Source organism: Streptomyces cavernae (assembly GCF_004023625.1).
Classification (GTDB): Bacteria; Actinomycetota; Actinomycetes; order Streptomycetales; family Streptomycetaceae; genus Streptomyces; species Streptomyces cavernae.
In genome coordinates, this window is sequence record NZ_RPDJ01000007.1 from 35,908 (window position 1) to 52,164 (window position 16,257).

18 protein-coding genes are annotated in these 16,257 nt (G+C 71.3%); 12 read left to right on the top strand and 6 right to left on the bottom strand.

What is annotated here, in order from left to right; genetic code table 11:
* Nucleotides 1-57 precede the first annotated feature (57 nt).
* Nucleotides 58-237 carry a hypothetical protein gene (locus EF387_RS18600; protein WP_128377699.1) on the bottom strand — a complete coding sequence of 60 codons (180 nt, stop codon included), beginning with the start codon at nt 235-237 and terminating at the stop codon, nt 58-60.
* Between the two features lie 270 nt (nt 238-507).
* On the opposite strand from EF387_RS18600, the gene EF387_RS18605 reads away from it, so the two are divergent.
* The 4 genes from EF387_RS18605 (at nt 508) to EF387_RS18620 (ending at nt 4,750) form a co-directional block, all read left to right on the top strand.
* The gene (locus EF387_RS18605) at nt 508-1,728 is read left to right on the top strand and encodes an NYN domain-containing protein (protein ID WP_128377974.1); all 1,221 of its coding nucleotides are present in this window, start codon (nt 508-510) and stop codon (nt 1,726-1,728) included.
* 451 nt (nt 1,729-2,179) lie between these two features.
* On the top strand, nt 2,180-3,151 hold the full coding sequence (locus tag EF387_RS18610; protein ID WP_128377975.1) for an ABC transporter ATP-binding protein: 972 nt from the start codon (nt 2,180-2,182) through the stop codon (nt 3,149-3,151).
* Between the two features lie 97 nt (nt 3,152-3,248).
* Nucleotides 3,249-4,067, top strand: coding sequence for an ABC transporter permease (locus tag EF387_RS18615; protein WP_238431589.1), 819 nt, complete (start codon nt 3,249-3,251; stop codon nt 4,065-4,067).
* A 35-nt stretch (nt 4,068-4,102) separates the two neighbouring features.
* Nucleotides 4,103-4,750: an AAA family ATPase gene (locus EF387_RS18620; RefSeq protein ID WP_128377701.1), complete on the top strand. Its 648-nt coding sequence runs from the start codon at nt 4,103-4,105 to the stop codon at nt 4,748-4,750.
* A gap of 511 nt (nt 4,751-5,261) precedes the next feature.
* Here the strand turns inward: EF387_RS18620 and ybaK are convergent.
* From ybaK to EF387_RS18645, 4 genes are all read right to left on the bottom strand, one after another.
* Nucleotides 5,262-5,762, bottom strand: coding sequence for a Cys-tRNA(Pro) deacylase (gene ybaK / locus EF387_RS18630; RefSeq protein WP_128377702.1), 501 nt, complete (start codon nt 5,760-5,762; stop codon nt 5,262-5,264).
* Nucleotides 5,763-5,779: 17 nt separating this feature from the next.
* The gene (locus tag EF387_RS18635; protein WP_128377703.1) at nt 5,780-6,520 is read right to left on the bottom strand and encodes an LON peptidase substrate-binding domain-containing protein; all 741 of its coding nucleotides are present in this window, start codon (nt 6,518-6,520) and stop codon (nt 5,780-5,782) included.
* An 11-nt stretch (nt 6,521-6,531) separates the two neighbouring features.
* Complete coding sequence (locus EF387_RS18640; protein ID WP_202918310.1) at nt 6,532-7,566, bottom strand: hypothetical protein; 1,035 nt, start codon at nt 7,564-7,566, stop codon at nt 6,532-6,534.
* Nucleotides 7,567-7,709: 143 nt separating this feature from the next.
* A complete protein-coding gene (locus EF387_RS18645; protein ID WP_128377705.1) occupies nt 7,710-9,284 on the bottom strand; it encodes an oxidoreductase in 1,575 nt (524 codons plus the stop codon).
* Nucleotides 9,285-9,461: 177 nt separating this feature from the next.
* Between EF387_RS18645 and hisD the strand changes: the two genes are divergently transcribed.
* Genes hisD through hisF form a run of 8 tightly spaced genes read left to right on the top strand, consistent with a single transcriptional unit; the run spans nt 9,462 to nt 15,245 of the window.
* A complete protein-coding gene (gene hisD / locus EF387_RS18650) occupies nt 9,462-10,784 on the top strand; it encodes a histidinol dehydrogenase (protein ID WP_128377976.1) in 1,323 nt (440 codons plus the stop codon).
* Nucleotides 10,781-11,911: a histidinol-phosphate transaminase gene (locus EF387_RS18655; protein ID WP_238431590.1), complete on the top strand. Its 1,131-nt coding sequence runs from the start codon at nt 10,781-10,783 to the stop codon at nt 11,909-11,911. The genes hisD and EF387_RS18655 overlap by 4 nt, the downstream gene beginning before the upstream one ends.
* Nucleotides 11,908-12,501: an imidazoleglycerol-phosphate dehydratase HisB gene (gene hisB / locus EF387_RS18660; RefSeq protein WP_010987556.1), complete on the top strand. Its 594-nt coding sequence runs from the start codon at nt 11,908-11,910 to the stop codon at nt 12,499-12,501. The genes EF387_RS18655 and hisB overlap by 4 nt, the downstream gene beginning before the upstream one ends.
* 4 nt (nt 12,502-12,505) lie before the next feature.
* Complete coding sequence (locus EF387_RS47490; protein ID WP_202918311.1) at nt 12,506-12,670, top strand: hypothetical protein; 165 nt, start codon at nt 12,506-12,508, stop codon at nt 12,668-12,670.
* Complete coding sequence (hisH, locus tag EF387_RS18665) at nt 12,667-13,308, top strand: imidazole glycerol phosphate synthase subunit HisH (protein ID WP_128377707.1); 642 nt, start codon at nt 12,667-12,669, stop codon at nt 13,306-13,308. Before EF387_RS47490 ends, hisH begins: the two co-directional genes overlap by 4 nt.
* A gap of 2 nt (nt 13,309-13,310) precedes the next feature.
* Nucleotides 13,311-14,045 (top strand): bifunctional 1-(5-phosphoribosyl)-5-((5-phosphoribosylamino)methylideneamino)imidazole-4-carboxamide isomerase/phosphoribosylanthranilate isomerase PriA, encoded by a 735-nt coding sequence (gene priA / locus EF387_RS18670; protein ID WP_128377708.1) that lies wholly within the window; start codon nt 13,311-13,313, stop codon nt 14,043-14,045.
* A 25-nt stretch (nt 14,046-14,070) separates the two neighbouring features.
* Nucleotides 14,071-14,463 (top strand): RidA family protein, encoded by a 393-nt coding sequence (locus EF387_RS18675; RefSeq protein WP_128377709.1) that lies wholly within the window; start codon nt 14,071-14,073, stop codon nt 14,461-14,463.
* A 26-nt stretch (nt 14,464-14,489) separates the two neighbouring features.
* Nucleotides 14,490-15,245, top strand: a complete 756-nt coding sequence (gene hisF / locus EF387_RS18680; protein ID WP_128377710.1) for an imidazole glycerol phosphate synthase subunit HisF — start codon at nt 14,490-14,492, stop codon at nt 15,243-15,245.
* Nucleotides 15,246-15,473: 228 nt separating this feature from the next.
* Here hisF and EF387_RS18685 read toward each other — a convergent pair whose 3' ends face one another.
* On the bottom strand, nt 15,474-16,109 hold the full coding sequence (locus EF387_RS18685) for a TIGR03085 family metal-binding protein (protein ID WP_128377711.1): 636 nt from the start codon (nt 16,107-16,109) through the stop codon (nt 15,474-15,476).
* Nucleotides 16,110-16,257 lie beyond the last annotated feature (148 nt).

Sequence of the window (16,257 nt, forward strand, 5' to 3'; positions counted from 1 at the left end):
CCCGGGACAAGCGCGCCCCTCCGTGCTGCCGGAACTCAACGGCCCACGGTGAACGCCTCAGTTGTGGCCGAAGCGCTTCTGCTGTCTACGGGCCATGTCGGCCGGGCTGCCCTGCCCGGACGACATCGGGGACTGACGGTCCTCCGTGGTCGTCGTCCGCGCCGGTTCCTGTGCCTGCCCGGCCTGCGAGGAACGGCTCTTCTTCGGCTCGCGTTCCCTGTTCTTGTTCTTGGCCATGGTGATCTGCCTCCTGGGGAGTTCTAGGGGCCAGGGCCGGGATCAGATTCACATACGGCAACAAAGGGCGCATTTCAGAGAATTACCGTGCGTAATAAGCGCTGCCGGGAAGCGATCTCCCGATACGCCACGCCGAAGATCGAGTTCCGGCCGTTAACCCCCGCGAGGTCGGGCAGACTCGAAGGAAGCCCGCAGTCGTCGAAGCCGCACCGGACTCTCCGACACGGTTGTGTGGATCCCCGGAGAAGTCCAGGAAAGAGGGTGGATCGCGTGGACCGCTGCATCGTCCTGGTGGACGCCGGATATCTGCTGGGGGCCGCCGCGAGTCTGCTCGCAGGTGAACCCTCCCGGTCCCGGATCACCATCGATCACACCGCCCTCGTCCACGGGCTGCGAGAACGCGCCGAATCCGACACGGAACGGCCGCTGCTGCGCATCTACTGGTTCGACGGCGCCCCCGACCGGGTGCCGCAGCCCGAGCACCGCCGGCTGCGCGTGATGCCCCGGGTCACCGTCCGGCTGGGCGCACTGACCCGTAGCGACGGGCGATGGGCGCAGAAGGGCGTGGACGCCGCGATGCACGCCGAACTGACCGAACTGGCCCGCAACCGCGCCTGCTCGGACGTGGTGCTGGTGACCGGCGACGGGGATCTGCTGCCGGGCATGATGGCCGCGAAGGAACACGGGGTCGCCGTGCACCTGTGGGCGGTGCAGGCAGCCGACGGCGACTACAACCAGTCCGAGGACCTCGTCGCCGAGGCCGACGAGCGGCGCGTGCTCGACCGGGCCTGGATCACCAAGGCCGTCCGCGCCAAGGAACTCGGCGGGGTGTGCGCGCCGCCGCCCGCCCCCCGCCCGGAGATCGCCGCGATCCTCTCGGCCCCGCTGCCGGACTCTGCCCTCACCGCCGAACGCACCCCCGAGGGCTCCACCGGCGTGCGCCACGGACGGGCGGCCGGCGATGAGGACGGCGCACCGGAGCGGGTGCCGACCGCGAAGGGCGTGCCCACACCCAAGGACCTCGCGGCACTACGGGGCCCCGGAGCGCAGGTCGCACAGCAGCCCGCGAACGCGACGCTGCGGTGGTCCTCCGACAAGGGATGGGTCGACCGTCCCGGCGTCGTCCCCGAGCCACCGGAGGCCGCCTCACTGCCGACGCTCGCCCAGCTCACCACGGCCGAACAGCGGTGGGCCGACCGCGAGGAGGACATCACGGCCGTGGGCGGAGACCCCTACGAGGTGGGACAGGTCTTCGCGCGGCGCTGGATGGAACGGCTGCCGGACCAGAGCCATCTGCAGAAACTGTCCACCATGTACCCGCGGATCCCGCACCGCGTCGACGGCGAGCTGCTGCGCTACGCCGCCCGGTTCGGGCTGCTCGCCCACAAGGACGACCAGATCGACGAACACGACCGGTACGCGATCCGGGCGGGGTTCTGGCGGGAGATCGACGTACGGACGGCCGCTGAGCACGCTCCCGCGGGGGAGTGAGGCGGGCGCTGCGCGGCTGTGCGGGTGTGGCTCTCGTAGTGTGTTCTCGCCGCTGCGCGGCTTGCCCCCGTAGTGCGTTCTCGCCGCTGCGCGGCAAGGGCTGCTCGCCGCTGCGCGGCTGCGTTCCCCGCAGTGAGGTCTCGCCGCTGCGCGGCGTCATTCCCACCCACCCGCCCTTTTTGCCCGTTTCGCGGGCATGGAGGAGCGCCGCTGCGCGGCTTCGTGCCCGCTTCGGGGGCGCCGCCGGGTGGCTGTCTGCTCGTTTCGCGGGCCCTGATTTCGCCACTGGGCGGCTGCCTGGCTGTCTGTCCGTCCTGCGGGCTGTGTTGCGCCGTCGTGGGGCGGGGCCCTTGCGGTGACCCGGGAACGGTGTTGGGTGCGGGACCCCGTAGGCTCGTTCCTCGTGAGTACGCGCAACGCACCGACAGCTTTCCGGCCCCGGGGCGATGTCGTGTGTCTCGTGCGGGAACTCACCAAGGTCTATCCCGCCGTGCGAGGGCGCCGCGGGGCGCCGGACTCGCCTGCCGTGAGGGCCACGGACGGAGTGGGGCTGGAGATCCGACGCGGTGAGATCTTCGGGCTGCTCGGGCCGAACGGCGCCGGAAAGTCCACACTGGTACGGCAGTTGACGGGGCTGATGCGGCCCGACAGCGGCAGCGTGGAGATCCTCGGGCACGATGTCGTACGGCATCCCGAGCGCGCCGCGCGCATCCTCGCCTACCTCGGACAGGAGTCCAGCGCACTGGACGAGCTGACCGTGTCGCTCGCCGCCGAGACCACCGGCCGGCTGCGCGGGCTCGAGGCGCGGCACGCGCGGGCGGAGCGGGACGCCGTGCTGGAGGAGCTCGGTCTCACCGCCATCGCCGGGCGGCCGATCAAGAAGCTCTCCGGCGGCCAGCGCCGGCTGGCGTGCTTCGCCGCCGCGCTGGTCGGCGAGCGCCCGCTGCTCGTCCTCGACGAGCCCACCACCGGAATGGATCCGATCGCGCGCCGCGCCGTGTGGTCCGCCGTCGACCGGCGCCGTGCGGAGCAGGGCACCACCGTGCTGTTGGTCACCCACAACGTCATCGAGGCGGAGACGGTCCTGGACCGGGTGGCCGTGCTCGACCGGGGCCGGGTCATCGCCTGCGACACGCCGGCCGGACTCAAGGAGAGGGTCGCGGGTGAGGTAAGGGTCGAGCTCGTCTGGCGCGACCGGCCGCCGCTCGACGTGCCCGAGGTCGCCGTGCTGCGGTCGCGTGCCGTGGAGTCCGGGCGGCGCTGGACGCTGCGGCTCGGCCCCGAGGAGGCCCGGGCCGCCGTCGGCGCGGTCACCGGGGGTGACGCCTTCGCCGCCCTGGACGACTTCACCCTCGCCACACCGACCCTGGAGGATGTCTACCTGGCCCTGGGCGGCGATGCGCAGGGGTTGGTCAAGGCATGAGTCGCACCGGGGACGGAACCCCGCAGGACATGAGCACGGCGGCGGCCGCATCCGTACCGAACAGGACGGCAGCCGGAGCGAAGAGGAGCAGCTCGACGTGAGTGTCGTACCCGCTGAGGTCCTGCCGGGCAGTGCCCTGCCCGTGGACGAGGCCCCCACCGCGGCCGAGCTGGGCCCGCGCGCGCGGCTGCTGCCCGCGCTCTGCGCCGTGTACCGGGCGCAGCTGTCCCGGGCCCGGGTGGCCCGGATCCCACTGCTGTTCGTGGCCACGTTCCAGTCGATCGGGATCATGGTCCTGATGCGCGGGGTCGTCGACGGCGGGGGAGAGGCCCGGGCGGTGGTGGCCGGCTCCGCGGTGCTCGTGGTCGCCTTCGTCGCGCTGAACCTGCTCGCCCAGTACTTCGGACAGCTGCGGGCCGACGGCGGCCTCGACCACTACGCCACGCTTCCGGTGCCGCCCGCTTCGGTGGTGCTGGGAGCGGCCGCCGCGTACGCCTCGTTCACCGTGCCCGGGACGGTCGTCACCGCGGTCGTCGGCTGTGTGCTCTTCCAGCTGCCGCTGGCCCATCTGTGGGTGCTGGCCGCGGTGATCCCGGTGGCCGGGGCCGCGCTCGCCGGGCTCGGGGCCGCGCTCGGGCTCCTCGCGCCCCGGCCGGAGCTCGCCACGCTGCTCGGGCAGCTGGGCATGTCGGCGGCGCTGCTGCTCGGGGTGCTGCCGCCGGACCGGCTGCCCGAGGTGGTGCGGTTCGCCCGCGATCTGCTGCCCTCCACCTATGGAGTGGAAGCTTTCGCGCTTACGTTCGACGAACATCCGGACTGGGCCGTGGTCCTCGCCGATCTCGGGGTGTGCGCCGCGGTCGGGGTCGCCTCACTGGCCGTGGCGACCTGGGCCTACCGCCGGGCGGCCGTCCGGTGACGCGGCCCGCGGAAGATCCTGGCACGATGGGCAGGGTGACGGCTCCGCTGAATCCGACTCCGCATCCGCATCCGCAGTCCCCCCAGGACGCCTGGCAGGTACCGCCCGGCGGGGGATACGCCACGTACGACCAGGACGGCCCTGGGATGAAGACCGAAGTGCGGCAGGCCGCAGTGATCACGGTGGCAGTCGCCCTCGGGGGGCTGCTGCTCGGCGTGCTGTGGTGGCGGCTCGCGCCGAACGTGCCGCTGGTCGCGGACGGTCAGGCCGTGTACCTGAAGGACACCGAGGGGGAGCAGGCCGTCGGAGTGGACGGTACGTTCACTCTGCTCGCGTTGGCGTTCGGCCTGGTCAGTGCGGTCGTCGTGTTCCTGGTCCGGCGGCGGGGCGGGGTGCCGCTGGTGATCGGGCTCACGGTGGGCGGGCTGCTCGGTGCGGTGCTCGCGTGGCGGTTCGGGGTGTGGCTCGGGCCCACGAGCGATGTGGCCGCGCGGGCGCGGGAGGTCGGGGAGGGGGTCACCTTCTCCGGTCCGATCGAGCTCAAGGCGAAGGGTGCGCTGTTGGCGTGGCCCATAGCCGCGCTTCTGGTCCACCTCGGCCTTACGGCTCTGTTCGGGCCGCGTGATCCTGACCCGTACGCGGAGGGCGGTTATCCGCCGCCTCCGGCGCCGCCGGTTTCCTAGAGCCTGGGGTACCTGGGCCGTTGCGCGCTCTCGGGTATTAGGTGTGCGGGGTGCCTGGTGGGGGGTGGTTCGCCCCCTCCGCCCCTACCCGTCCCGTCCCCGGGGGCCGGCCCCGGAGCCCCGTCGAGGGCTGCCGTCCCCGGACCCCCGCTATCGGCCTGAACGGCCTCGTCCTCAAACGCCGGACGGGCTGGACAACGCGGCCAGACCGCGACGGCAGACGGGTCCTGAACAACGCAGCCCAGACCGTACCGGACGGTCAGGACAACGCAGCTCAGACCGTCAGGCCGAGAGCCTCAGGGAGCTGGTTTGCGGAGCCGGGGCCGGGGCGGAAGCCCCGGGTGGAAGAGGCTCACGCGCACGGGTGAGTTAACCCCGTGCCGGGCATCGGTGTGGCCTACGACGGCCTGTGGCCGTGGTTGGCCCTGTGCTTGCGGACGCGCCACTTGCGCTTGCGGGTTTTCTTCGACATATGTCCGTATTAGCCGAAGAGTCCGCTCTCGTCGAGTGCTCACGCACGGGCGATCGGGGCAACCACCGCGTCCGTGAGGCCGGCCAGGTCGGTGGGGGAGAGCTCGACCTCCAGGCCCCGGCGGCCCGCCGAGACGCAGATCGTGGGGTGGGACTTCGCCGAGTCGTCCAGGACCGTGCGCAGCTTCTTGCGCTGGCCCAGCGGGGAGATGCCGCCGCGCACGTAGCCCGTGGTGCGTTCCGCGAGCGCCGGGTCCGCCATCGCCGCGCGCTTGCCGCCCACCGCCGCCGCCAGCGCCTTGAGGTCCAGCGAGCCCGCGACCGGAACCACCGCGACCGTCAGCTCGCCGTCGACATCAGCGATCAGCGTCTTGAAGACCCGTTCGGGTGAGACCCCCATGGCCTCGGCCGCCTCCTCGCCGTACGAGGGGTGTGCGGGGTCGTGCTCGTACGCGTGGACCGTGAACTCGATGCCCGCGGAGGTCAGGGTCACCGTCGCGGGCGTCCCGCCGGGCTGCTGGGACCGCTTCTTCTTCGCCAAGGTGTCAGACGCCTTACTCAGTTGAGGCTGGTGGGACTGCGCGTCAGCTCCGTCGCGGGCAGCGACGGGAGGCTGCGGATGATCGCCGTCTCGGTGCGCAGCAGCTTCAGCTCGTCGCGCAGCCGGGACGCGGTGTCCGGTGCCTGGAGCAGCCGCTGCTTCGACGGCACGTCCAGCATCGCCGCCGCCGCGACGAGGTACGAGACCACCGATGGTTCGTCGGGCAGTTCCGTCCCGGTGGACAGCGACCGCTCCCGGGCGCCGGCCAGCCGCTTCTGGTACTGCCGGAAGGCGCGCAGCACGCCCTCGGCGAGCGCGCCGGCCTCGTCCCCTGGGTCCTCGGGCAGTTCCTCCAGTTCGGCCGTCAGGAACTCGCCGGAGGCGTCCACCGAGCGCAGGCGCACGCGGGTGGTCCCGGTGGCCAGCACCTCGAAGGTGCCGTCCTCGCGTTCCCGGATGGTGGCCGCGTCGGCGATACAGCCGACCTCGTGGAACGCGTTGACGGGATCGTCGCCGAACCCGGCCGCGGGACCGCGCTGCACGGCGGTGGTGGGATCGGGCATGCCGGGCGCGCTGGGCGCCACCTCGTGGCCGTCGCGGATGGCGACGACCGCGAACCGGCGCGGCTCGTCCTCGGGGGTCTTCAGCAGTTCGCGCATCATGGCGCGGTAGCGCTCCTCGAAGACGTTCAGCGGGAGGACGAGTCCCGGGAACAGCACCGAGTTCAGCGGGAAGAGCGGGAGACGGACGGTGGTCACGACGCAGAAGCCTAGTGGTCCGCGGGGCGCACGGGTCCGCGTTGCCCACTCCGTGGATGCAGGGGCAGCCGCGAGGCGACCTCGAGGCGTACCCCGTCGCGCAGTTCGAGGAACTGTCCGAGCGGGTCGTCGGAGATGCGATCCCAGGGGAACGAGGTGGCGTACGGGCCGATCAGACGCAGCTGACGCAGGGCGTCGTCCCAGCGTTCGAGGCGGACCAGGACGTAGGTGAGCAGGTTCCGGATCTCGGCGGGCCACGGGTCGGCGGGGTGGTACCGGTCGGAGACCGCGATCGCGAGGTCGGCCGCCGCGTCCAGGCGCTCCCGGCCCACGGTCGCCCGGGTCCCGGCCGCGGTGAGGTACGCGAACGCGGCGCGGGCCGGCAGCGCCTGCACCAGCGAGCCGGGCAGCGCGTCCTGGGCGGCCCGCTCGGCGAAGTCGAAGCACTCGCGGTGCGAGCCGTACCAGGCGGCCGAGAGGTACTGCAGGGCCGCCACATGGCAGCCGTAGTGGTGCGGGGAGCGGCGGACGGCCTCGCCCCACAGCTTCTCGAACTCGGTGTGCGAGGCGTTGGTGCCGCGGGCGTGGTCCAGCGCGACCCGCCAGGGCACCGGGTCGCGGGAGTCGCCCTCCGCGGCGGCGGTGATCAACGGGGTGACCTCGCGCAGGAGTTCGGCGCGGGCCGGGGACTCCCAGCCGCGGCGCACGGCGAGCTCGGCCTTCACCAGGAGGGCGTCCGGGTCGTGGGGGGCCGAGGACTGCCAGTGCTCGAACCACTCGGGGCGGGAGCGCGCGAAGGCGGCGAGACGGATCACGTGCCGGTCGCGGCTCTCCCATTCGCCGGCCTCGCGGGAGGTGGCAAGCAATTTGGCCGCCGGGCCGTACTCGCCGCGGCCCGCCGCGACCAGGGCGGGTCCCAGCTGGTCGTCGGGGGCGTCGAGCAGTATCTCGTCGTCGGGGGGGAGGCCGAGGGCGAGGCGGGGGGTGTTCCTGGTCATCCGGGCGGTGCGGATGAGGGCGCTCAGCAAAGCCATGGTGGGAACCATTGAAAAGCGCAGGTGGGAGCTGGGCCAGAGGGTGCGCGGTGACGCTTTTGTAACCGCACTTTGGTTGTACGGAGATAAGTCAAGGCTAGGTAAAAGACGACAGTTGTTCAGCTGTGCGGGTGCTGTTCGCCGCCCCGGCGGATTCAGCTCCGGCGCAGCATCCGCGTGGCTCCCGCCGCCACCGTCGTCGCCAGGATCCAGCCGAGGACGATCACTATGGCGGCCGCCCACTGCCAGCCGCCGCGCAGACGCCAGTGACCCGCCTGACCCAGGTCGATCACCGGGATCAGCAGGTCGAGGGCGAAGAGCGCTGCGTTCCAGTTGGGACCCTCGCCGGGTTTCAGCGGGGGGTGGTCCGCGTGGGCGAACGCCACCGAGCTCGCCGCCCACAGCACCGCCATCCACACCGCCGCCCGCCCGGGGCGGTACCCGTACGCGACCGTCCAGTCCTGTGCGTACCCCCACAGCTTGCCCGCGAGCGGCAGCGTCTCGCGGCGCCGCCGCTGCTTGGCCAGCAGGACCTCCCGGGCGTCCGCGTCCTCACCGCCGTTGCGCAGGACCGTGGCCAGGCGCTCGTACGGCTCCGGGTTGTACTCGGCGGTCGCCGCGGACACCCACTTCAGCCGCTCCGCCAGCGGGAAGCGTCCCCGGGGCACGAGGCTGTCGTAGCTGAAGCCCCCCATGTGCAGATTGCCGGGCCCCGGCCAACTGGAGACCTTGTCGACCAGGTTGCCGACCCGCGCCCCGGACAGCACGACCTTGCCGCGCTGCGGCCGCTCGCCCAGGAAACGCAGCTCGGGCGTCTGGATCCGGCGCAGCGACACCTCCTGGTCGTCGCCGAGGTCGAACCGGGCCCGGTCGAGGTCGAGCGCGTCCCCGAACCTTCCGTCGTCCAGGCGTATCCCGCCCTGGCACTCGAAGCGCTGCACCCGGGTGCCGCGGGCCGGTGTGGTGCCGCTGGTCAGCAGCGGGTTGCCGACGCCGGCGGGGGTCAGGTGCAGGGTGCGTTCCACGGTCAGCTGCGGTGCGTTCAGCGCCCGCTTGCCGTAGGGATTCGCCAGTTTGGCGCCGCGCAGACTCAGCGACACGCCGACCTGCGCGCCGCGCAGACTCAGCTCCCCGTGCGACTCCAGCATCTCCGCCTGCAGGTCCTGCCCCACCGTCATGCCGTCGCCGGTGATCGAGCGCCCGCGCCGGTCCCGGTAGACCACGGCCTGGTTGAGCATCAGGTCCGTGCCGATGTGCGCGTCGGTGAGCCGGGCGCCGTTGTGGAAGCGGCAGCGCGGCAGATGCAGATCGCCCTCGGTGCGCACCCGGGCCGCCTCCAGCCGCGGCACCGAGCAGTCCACCAGCCGTACCGTGGTGAACCTGGCCTCCGGCAGCAGGATCTCCTTCTCGAAGCGGCAGCCCTTCAGCTCCACGTACGGCACGATCGTGCCGCCCGCGAGATCCAGCACGTCCGTGATCAGCACGCCCTGGAGCTTCAGCGACGACACCCGGCCCGCCAGCGCGGGCGGCCCGTCCAGCAGCAGCCAGCACACGATCCGGGCCCGCACACTGCGCTCCGGCCCCCATGGGTGCCCGCCGTGCGGATCGTCCACGTCGGCGTCCCCGCTCCGGAGGTCGTACACGCTGCCGTTGCGGAACGCCTGCCACATGCCCGCCTCGGTGGCGGTCAGTCCGTCCGGCAGTTCCCCGCTGCCGGCGCCGTCGGTCACAGTTCTCTCTTCTCCCTCTGCTACTCGGTGGTTCGTACAACCGTTCATGCCCGCTCGGTGACGAAGCGAACGCTAGTAGTGAAGGGGATCTTCCGGGGCGCGTATCAGCAACTGATACAAGCCACCGGCGCCCGATGCGGGTCTGAGAGAATTGATGCCGTGCTGCAATCTCTCTCGCTGGCCCGAATCGATCTGCGCGGCGACGCCCTCCCCGAGGGCGCGGCCCTGCGCGACCTGCTGCCCCGTGCCGACTTCGACGTCGCGTCCGCCCTGGAGAAGGTGCGGCCGATCTGCGAGGCCGTCCATCATCGGGGCGACGCGGCACTGATCGACTACGCGGAGAAGTTCGACGGGGTCAGGCTCGACCAGGTCAGGGTGCCCGCCGCGGCGCTCGCCCGCGCCCTGGAGGAACTCGACCCGGCCGTGCGCGCGGCCATGGAGGAGTCCATCCGCCGCGCCCGTCTGGTCCACCGCGAGCAGCGCCGCACCCCGCACACCACCCAGGTCGTGTCCGGCGGCACGGTCACCGAGAAGTGGGTGCCGGTCGAGCGGGTCGGGCTGTACGCACCCGGCGGCCGGTCCGTCTACCCCTCCTCGGTGATCATGAACGTGGTTCCGGCGCAGGAGGCCGGCGTCGGCTCCGTCGCCCTCGCCTCGCCGGCCCAGGCCGAGTTCGGCGGGCTGCCGCACCCGACCATCCTCGCCGCCTGCGCGCTGCTCGGCGTCGACGAGGTGTACGCGGCGGGCGGCGCTACCGCCGTCGCGATGTTCGCGTACGGCACCGAGTCCTGCGCGCCCGCCAATATGGTCACCGGGCCCGGCAACATCTGGGTCGCCGCGGCCAAGCGCTACTTCACCGGGAAGATCGGCATCGACGCCGAGGCCGGCCCGACCGAGATCGCCGTCCTCGCCGACGAGACCGCCGACCCGGCGCACATCGCGTCCGACCTGATCAGCCAGGCCGAGCACGACCCGCTGGCCGCCGCCGTCCTCGTCACCGACTCGGTGGGCCTGGCCGACGCGGTGGAGAAGGAGCTTCAGCCGCAGATCGCGGCCACCAAGCACATCGAGGACCGGATCCGCCCGGCCCTCGCGGGCAGGCAGTCCGCGATCGTGCTCGTCGACGGCATCGACGAGGGACTGCGGGTCGTCAACGCCTACGGCGCCGAGCACCTGGAGATCCAGACGGTGGACGCCGCCGCCGTCGCGGAACGGGTCGTCAACGCGGGGGCGATCTTCGTCGGCCCCTGGGCGCCCGTCTCGCTCGGCGACTACTGCGCGGGCTCCAACCACGTTCTGCCCACCGGCGGCTGCGCCTGCCACTCCTCCGGACTGTCCGTCCAGTCCTTTCTGCGCGGCATCCACATCGTCGACTACACACAGGACGCCCTGGCCGAGGTCGCCCACCACGTGGTGACGCTCGCGGAGGCGGAGGACCTGCCGGCGCACGGCGCGGCGGTCAAGGCGCGGTTCGGATGGAAGGTGCCCGAGAACAAGTGACCGGTAACCCCGCAGCGTCCCCCTGGGACGAACTCCCCGTCCGCGACGAGCTGCGCGGCAAGTCCCCCTACGGCGCACCCCAGCTCGACGTCCCCGTCCGGCTGAACACCAACGAGAACCCCTACCCGCTGCCGGAACCTCTCGTCGAACGCATCGCCGAACGGGTGCGCGAAGCCGCGCGGAACCTCAACCGCTACCCCGACCGGGACGCGGTGGAACTGCGCACAGAACTCGCCAAATACCTGACGAAGACCGGCGGGCACCGCGTCGGCCTCGCGAACGTCTGGGCCGCCAACGGCTCGAACGAGGTCATCCAGCAACTGCTGCAGACCTTCGGCGGACCGGGGCGCACGGCGATCGGCTTCGAGCCGTCGTACTCGATGCACGGCCTGATCGCGCGCGGCACGGGCACCGGCTGGATCTCCGGACCGCGCGGCGACGACTTCTCCATCGACGTCGCCGCCGCCGAGAAGGCGATCGCCGAGCACCGGCCCGACGTCGTCTTCGTGACCACCCCCAACAACCCCACCGGCAACGCGGTCCCGCGGGAGACGGTCCTCGCCCTGTACGAGGCGGCCCAGGCGGCGAAGCCCTCAATGGTGGTGGTGGACGAGGCGTACATCGAGTTCAGCCACGGCGACTCGCTGCTGCCGCTGATCGAAGGACGGCCGAATCTCGTCGTCTCACGGACCATGTCCAAGGCGTTCGGCGCGGCCGGCCTGCGCCTCGGCTACCTCGCCGCGCACCCCGCCGTCGTGGACGCGGTGCAGCTGGTACGGCTGCCGTACCACCTCTCGGCCGTCACCCAGGCCACCGCCCTCGCCGCCCTGGAGCACACCGATACGCTGCTGGGATACGTCGAGCAGCTGAAGACCGAGCGGGACCGCCTGGTCACCGAGCTGCGGGCGATCGGCTACGAGGTGACGGAATCGGACGCCAACTTCGTGCAGTTCGGCCGGTTCCCCGACGCCCACGAGGCCTGGCAGAAGATCCTCGACCGGGGCGTCCTCGTCCGCGACAACGGTGTACCGGGGTGGCTGCGGGTCTCCGCGGGAACTCCGGAAGAGAACGACGCGTTCCTCGACGCGGTACGTGAGTTGAAGAAAGAGCAGGAGCAGATCGCATGAGCCGCGTAGGACGCGTGGAGCGCACCACCAAGGAGACCTCGGTGCTCGTCGAGATCGATCTCGACGGCTCCGGAAAGGTCGACGTGTCTACGGGCGTCGGCTTCTACGACCACATGCTCGACCAGCTCGGCCGGCACGGTCTGTTCGACCTGACCGTGAAGACCGAGGGCGACCTGCACATCGACTCGCACCACACCATCGAGGACACCGCGCTCGCCCTCGGCGCCGCCTTCAAGCAGGCGCTCGGCGACAAGGTGGGGATCTACCGCTTCGGCAACTGCACGGTCCCGCTGGACGAGTCGCTCGCCCAGGTCACCGTCGACCTCTCCGGCCGCCCCTACCTCGTGCACACCGAGCCCGAGAACATGGCGCCGATGATCGGCGAGTACGACACCACGATGACCCGGCACATCCTGGAGTCCTTCGTCGCCCAGGCGCAGATCGCGCTGCACGTGCACGTGCCGTACGGCCGCAACGCCCACCACATCGTGGAGTGCCAGTTCAAGGCGCTCGCCCGCGCCCTCAGGTACGCCAGCGAGCGCGACCCGCGCGCGGCCGGCATTCTTCCGTCCACGAAGGGCGCGCTGTAAACCCATGAACGGTCTTTCCACCGTCCTGATCGTCGTCGGCCTCTTCCTGGTCGGCGGGATCATCTCCTTCGCCAAGCAGCAGATGCCCAAGGGGCTGATCGCGCTGCTCTCCATCGGCGCCGCGATGTGCCTCGTGGCAGGCGTCCTGAGGCTGGAGGTGTGGAATTGAGCACTCCCAAAAGCGTGGTCGTCTTCGACTACGGCTTCGGCAACGTACGGTCCGCCGAGCGTGCCCTCGCCCGCACCGGCGCGAACGTCGAGATAACGCGCGACTTCGACAAGGCCATGAACGCCGACGGACTGCTGGTGCCCGGTGTCGGCGCCTTCGCGGCCTGCATGAACGGGCTGCGCGAGGCCCGCGGCGACTGGATCGTCGACCGCCGGCTGGCCGGCGGTCGCCCGGTGATGGGCATCTGCGTCGGCATGCAGATCCTCTTCGCGCGCGGCATCGAGCACGGAGTGGAGAGCGAGGGCCTCGCCGAGTGGCCCGGCGCGGTCGAGCCGCTGCAGGCGGACATCGTCCCCCACATGGGCTGGAACACCGTCGAGGCGCCCGCGGACTCGCAGCTCTTCGCCGGCCTGGACGCGGACGCGCGGTACTACTTCGTGCACTCCTACGCCGTCCACGACTGGAGCCTGGAGACGCACAACCCGGCCCTGACCGCGCCCCTGGTCAGCTGGTCCACGCACGGCAAGCCCTTCGTGGCGGCCGTCGAGAACGGCGCCCTGTGGGCCACGCAGTTCCACCCCGAGAAGTCCGGCGACGCCGGAGCGCAGCTGCTCACCAACTGGATCGAGACCCTGTAGGGATGTCCTCTGTGTCGCACAAGCTCGAACTCCTCCCCGCCGTCGACGTCCGCGACGGGCAGGCCGTCCGCCTGGTCCACGGCGAGTCCGGTACGGAGACCTCGTACGGCTCCCCGCTGGAGGCCGCCCTCGCCTGGCAGCGGTCGGGCGCCGAGTGGCTGCACCTGGTCGATCTGGACGCCGCGTTCGGCACCGGGAACAACCGCGAGCTGATCGCCGAGGTGGCCGGGGCGATGGACATCAAGGTGGAGCTGTCCGGCGGCATCCGCGACGACGACACGCTCGCCGCCGCCCTCGCCACCGGCTGCACCCGGGTGAACCTCGGCACGGCCGCCCTGGAGACCCCCGAATGGGTCGCCAAGGTCATCGCCGAGCACGGCGACAAGATCGCGGTGGGCCTGGACGTGCGGGGCACCACGCTGCGGGGCCGCGGCTGGACCCGCGACGGCGGAGACCTCTACGAGACGCTGGAGCGCCTCAACAAGGAGGGCTGCGCACGGTACGTGGTCACGGACATCGCCAAGGACGGCACCCTGCAGGGCCCGAACCTGGAACTGCTGAGGAACGTCTGCGGGGCGACGGACCGCCCGGTGGTGGCCTCCGGCGGTGTGTCGTCGTTGGACGACCTCAGGGCGATCGCCGGTCTCGTGCCCCTCGGTGTCGAGGGCGCGATCGTCGGGAAGGCCCTGTACGCGAAGGCGTTCACCCTGGAAGAGGCCTTGGAGGCTGTTTCATGACTGTCCTGAAGACGGGTGCGGTGTCATGACGTCCGAAGCCGTGCGGCGCGTGCAGGGCGGAAGCCCCTGGGAGGAGTCCTTCGGTTTCGCGCGTGCCGTCGCGGCGGGCGACCGTGTGCTGGTGGCGGGCACGACGGCCTTCAAGGGTGACGTGCTGTACGGGGAGGGCGACCCGTACGAGCAGGCCAAGATGGCCTTTTCCACCGCGGTGGAGGCGCTCGGCGAGTTCGGGCTCGGTGCCGAGTCCGTGATCCGGACGCGGATGTATCTGACCCACGCGCGGGACGTGGAGGAAGTGGGCCGGGCCCACAAGGAGTTCTTCGACTCCGTGCGCCCGGCAGCGACCATGCTGGTCGTGGACGGCTTCGTCGACCCGCGCATCCTGGTCGAAGTGGAACTGGAAGCCTTCCGGGGCTAGAAGAACACAAAAGGAGCCGTGGATTCATGACCCTGGCGGTCCGAGTCATCCCCTGCCTGGACGTGGACAACGGCCGGGTCGTCAAGGGTGTCAACTTCCAGAACCTGCGGGACGCCGGCGATCCCGTCGAGATGGCCAAGGTGTACGACGCCGAGGGCGCGGACGAACTGACTTTCCTGGACATCACCGCCTCCTCCGGCAACCGGGAGACCACCTACGACGTGGTTCGTCGTACGGCCGAACAGGTCTTCATCCCGCTGACGGTCGGCGGTGGCGTGCGCACCGCCGAGGACGTGGACAGGCTGCTGCGGGCCGGGGCGGACAAGGTCGGGGTGAACACGGCCGCGATCGCCCGCCCCGACCTGATCCGCGAGATCGCCGAGCGCTTCGGCCGCCAGGTCCTGGTCCTCTCCGTGGACGCGCGGCGCACGGAGTCGGGCTCCTTCGAGGTCACCACCCACGGTGGCCGCCGCGGCACCGGCATCGACGCGGTCGAGTGGGCGCACCGGGCGGCGGAACTGGGCGCGGGAGAGATCCTGCTCAACTCGATGGACGCCGACGGCACGAAGGACGGCTACGACCTGGAAATGATCGCGGCGGTCCGCAAGCACGTCACGATCCCCGTCATCGCCTCCGGCGGCGCGGGCAAACTGGCCGACTTCGCCCCGGCGATCACCGCGGGCGCGGACGCGGTCCTCGCGGCGTCCGTCTTCCACTTCGGCGATCTGCGGATCGGCGAGGTGAAGGAGGCACTGCGGGGGGCGGGGCACTGCGTGCGCTGACCTTGTGACCTTCCGGCGTTTCCGGCGTTCCGGGACGTCCCTGGTCGAGCCCCGGCGTTGGTGGCCGGGGCTCCGGGTCGGCTCGTACTCGGGTCTGATCCAATGGTCCGTCCCCGAGCTGTCTCAGATCCTCGACTGTCTTCGGATCCCTCGCTCGGCTGCTCGAGATCCTCAGCTGCGTCGAATACCGAGTGCCTCAGGTACCCAGTGGCCTCAGGTCCGAGTGCCTCAGATACCGAGTTGCTTCGCCTCGTGCAGGGCGGCGATCGCGCTCTTGTCGCCGTCCAGCTCCACATCGGCCGCGTTCTGCCGACCGTACGTGAACAGCAGCAGTTCCGACGGCTCCCCGGTCACCGTCACCACCGGGGTGCCCTTGTGTGCGACGGCCGTCTGACCGTTCGGACGCCGCAGCACCAGACCGGTGGGCGCTCGGCGGCCCATAAGACGGGCCGTGCGCTCCAGCCGGGACCACAGGGCGTCCTGGAACACCGGATCCAGCGTGCGCGGCGCCCAGTCGGGCTGCGCACGCCGCACGTCCTCCGTGTGGACGTAGAACTCCACCGTGTTCGACGCCTCGTCGATCTGCTTGAGGGAGAAGGGCGACATGCGGGGCGGGCCGGTGCGGATGAGCTGGATCAGTTCCTCGTACGGCTTGGCGGTGAACTCCGCCATCGCCCGCTCCAGCCGCGGCGCCAGCTGCTTGATCAGTATCCCGCCGGCGGCGTCCGGACGGCGCTCGCGCACCACCACGTGCGCCGCCAGGTCCCGCGTGGTCCAGCCCTCGCACAGAGTGGGGGCGTCCGGGCCCTCGGCCTCCAAGATATCGGCCAGAAGGAGTCGTTCACGCTTCGCATGGGTCGACATGGGGTCAGCCTACGACCGGGCACCGGGTCCGCACAGGGGACACCTCGGCGGACGGCGCGCGGCTGATTACTGACTGTTCCGGCCGGCGCCTTACCGACCGTCCCGGCCTGCGCCTCAGCAGCCGTCCCGGCCCGCGCCGACGGTCCGG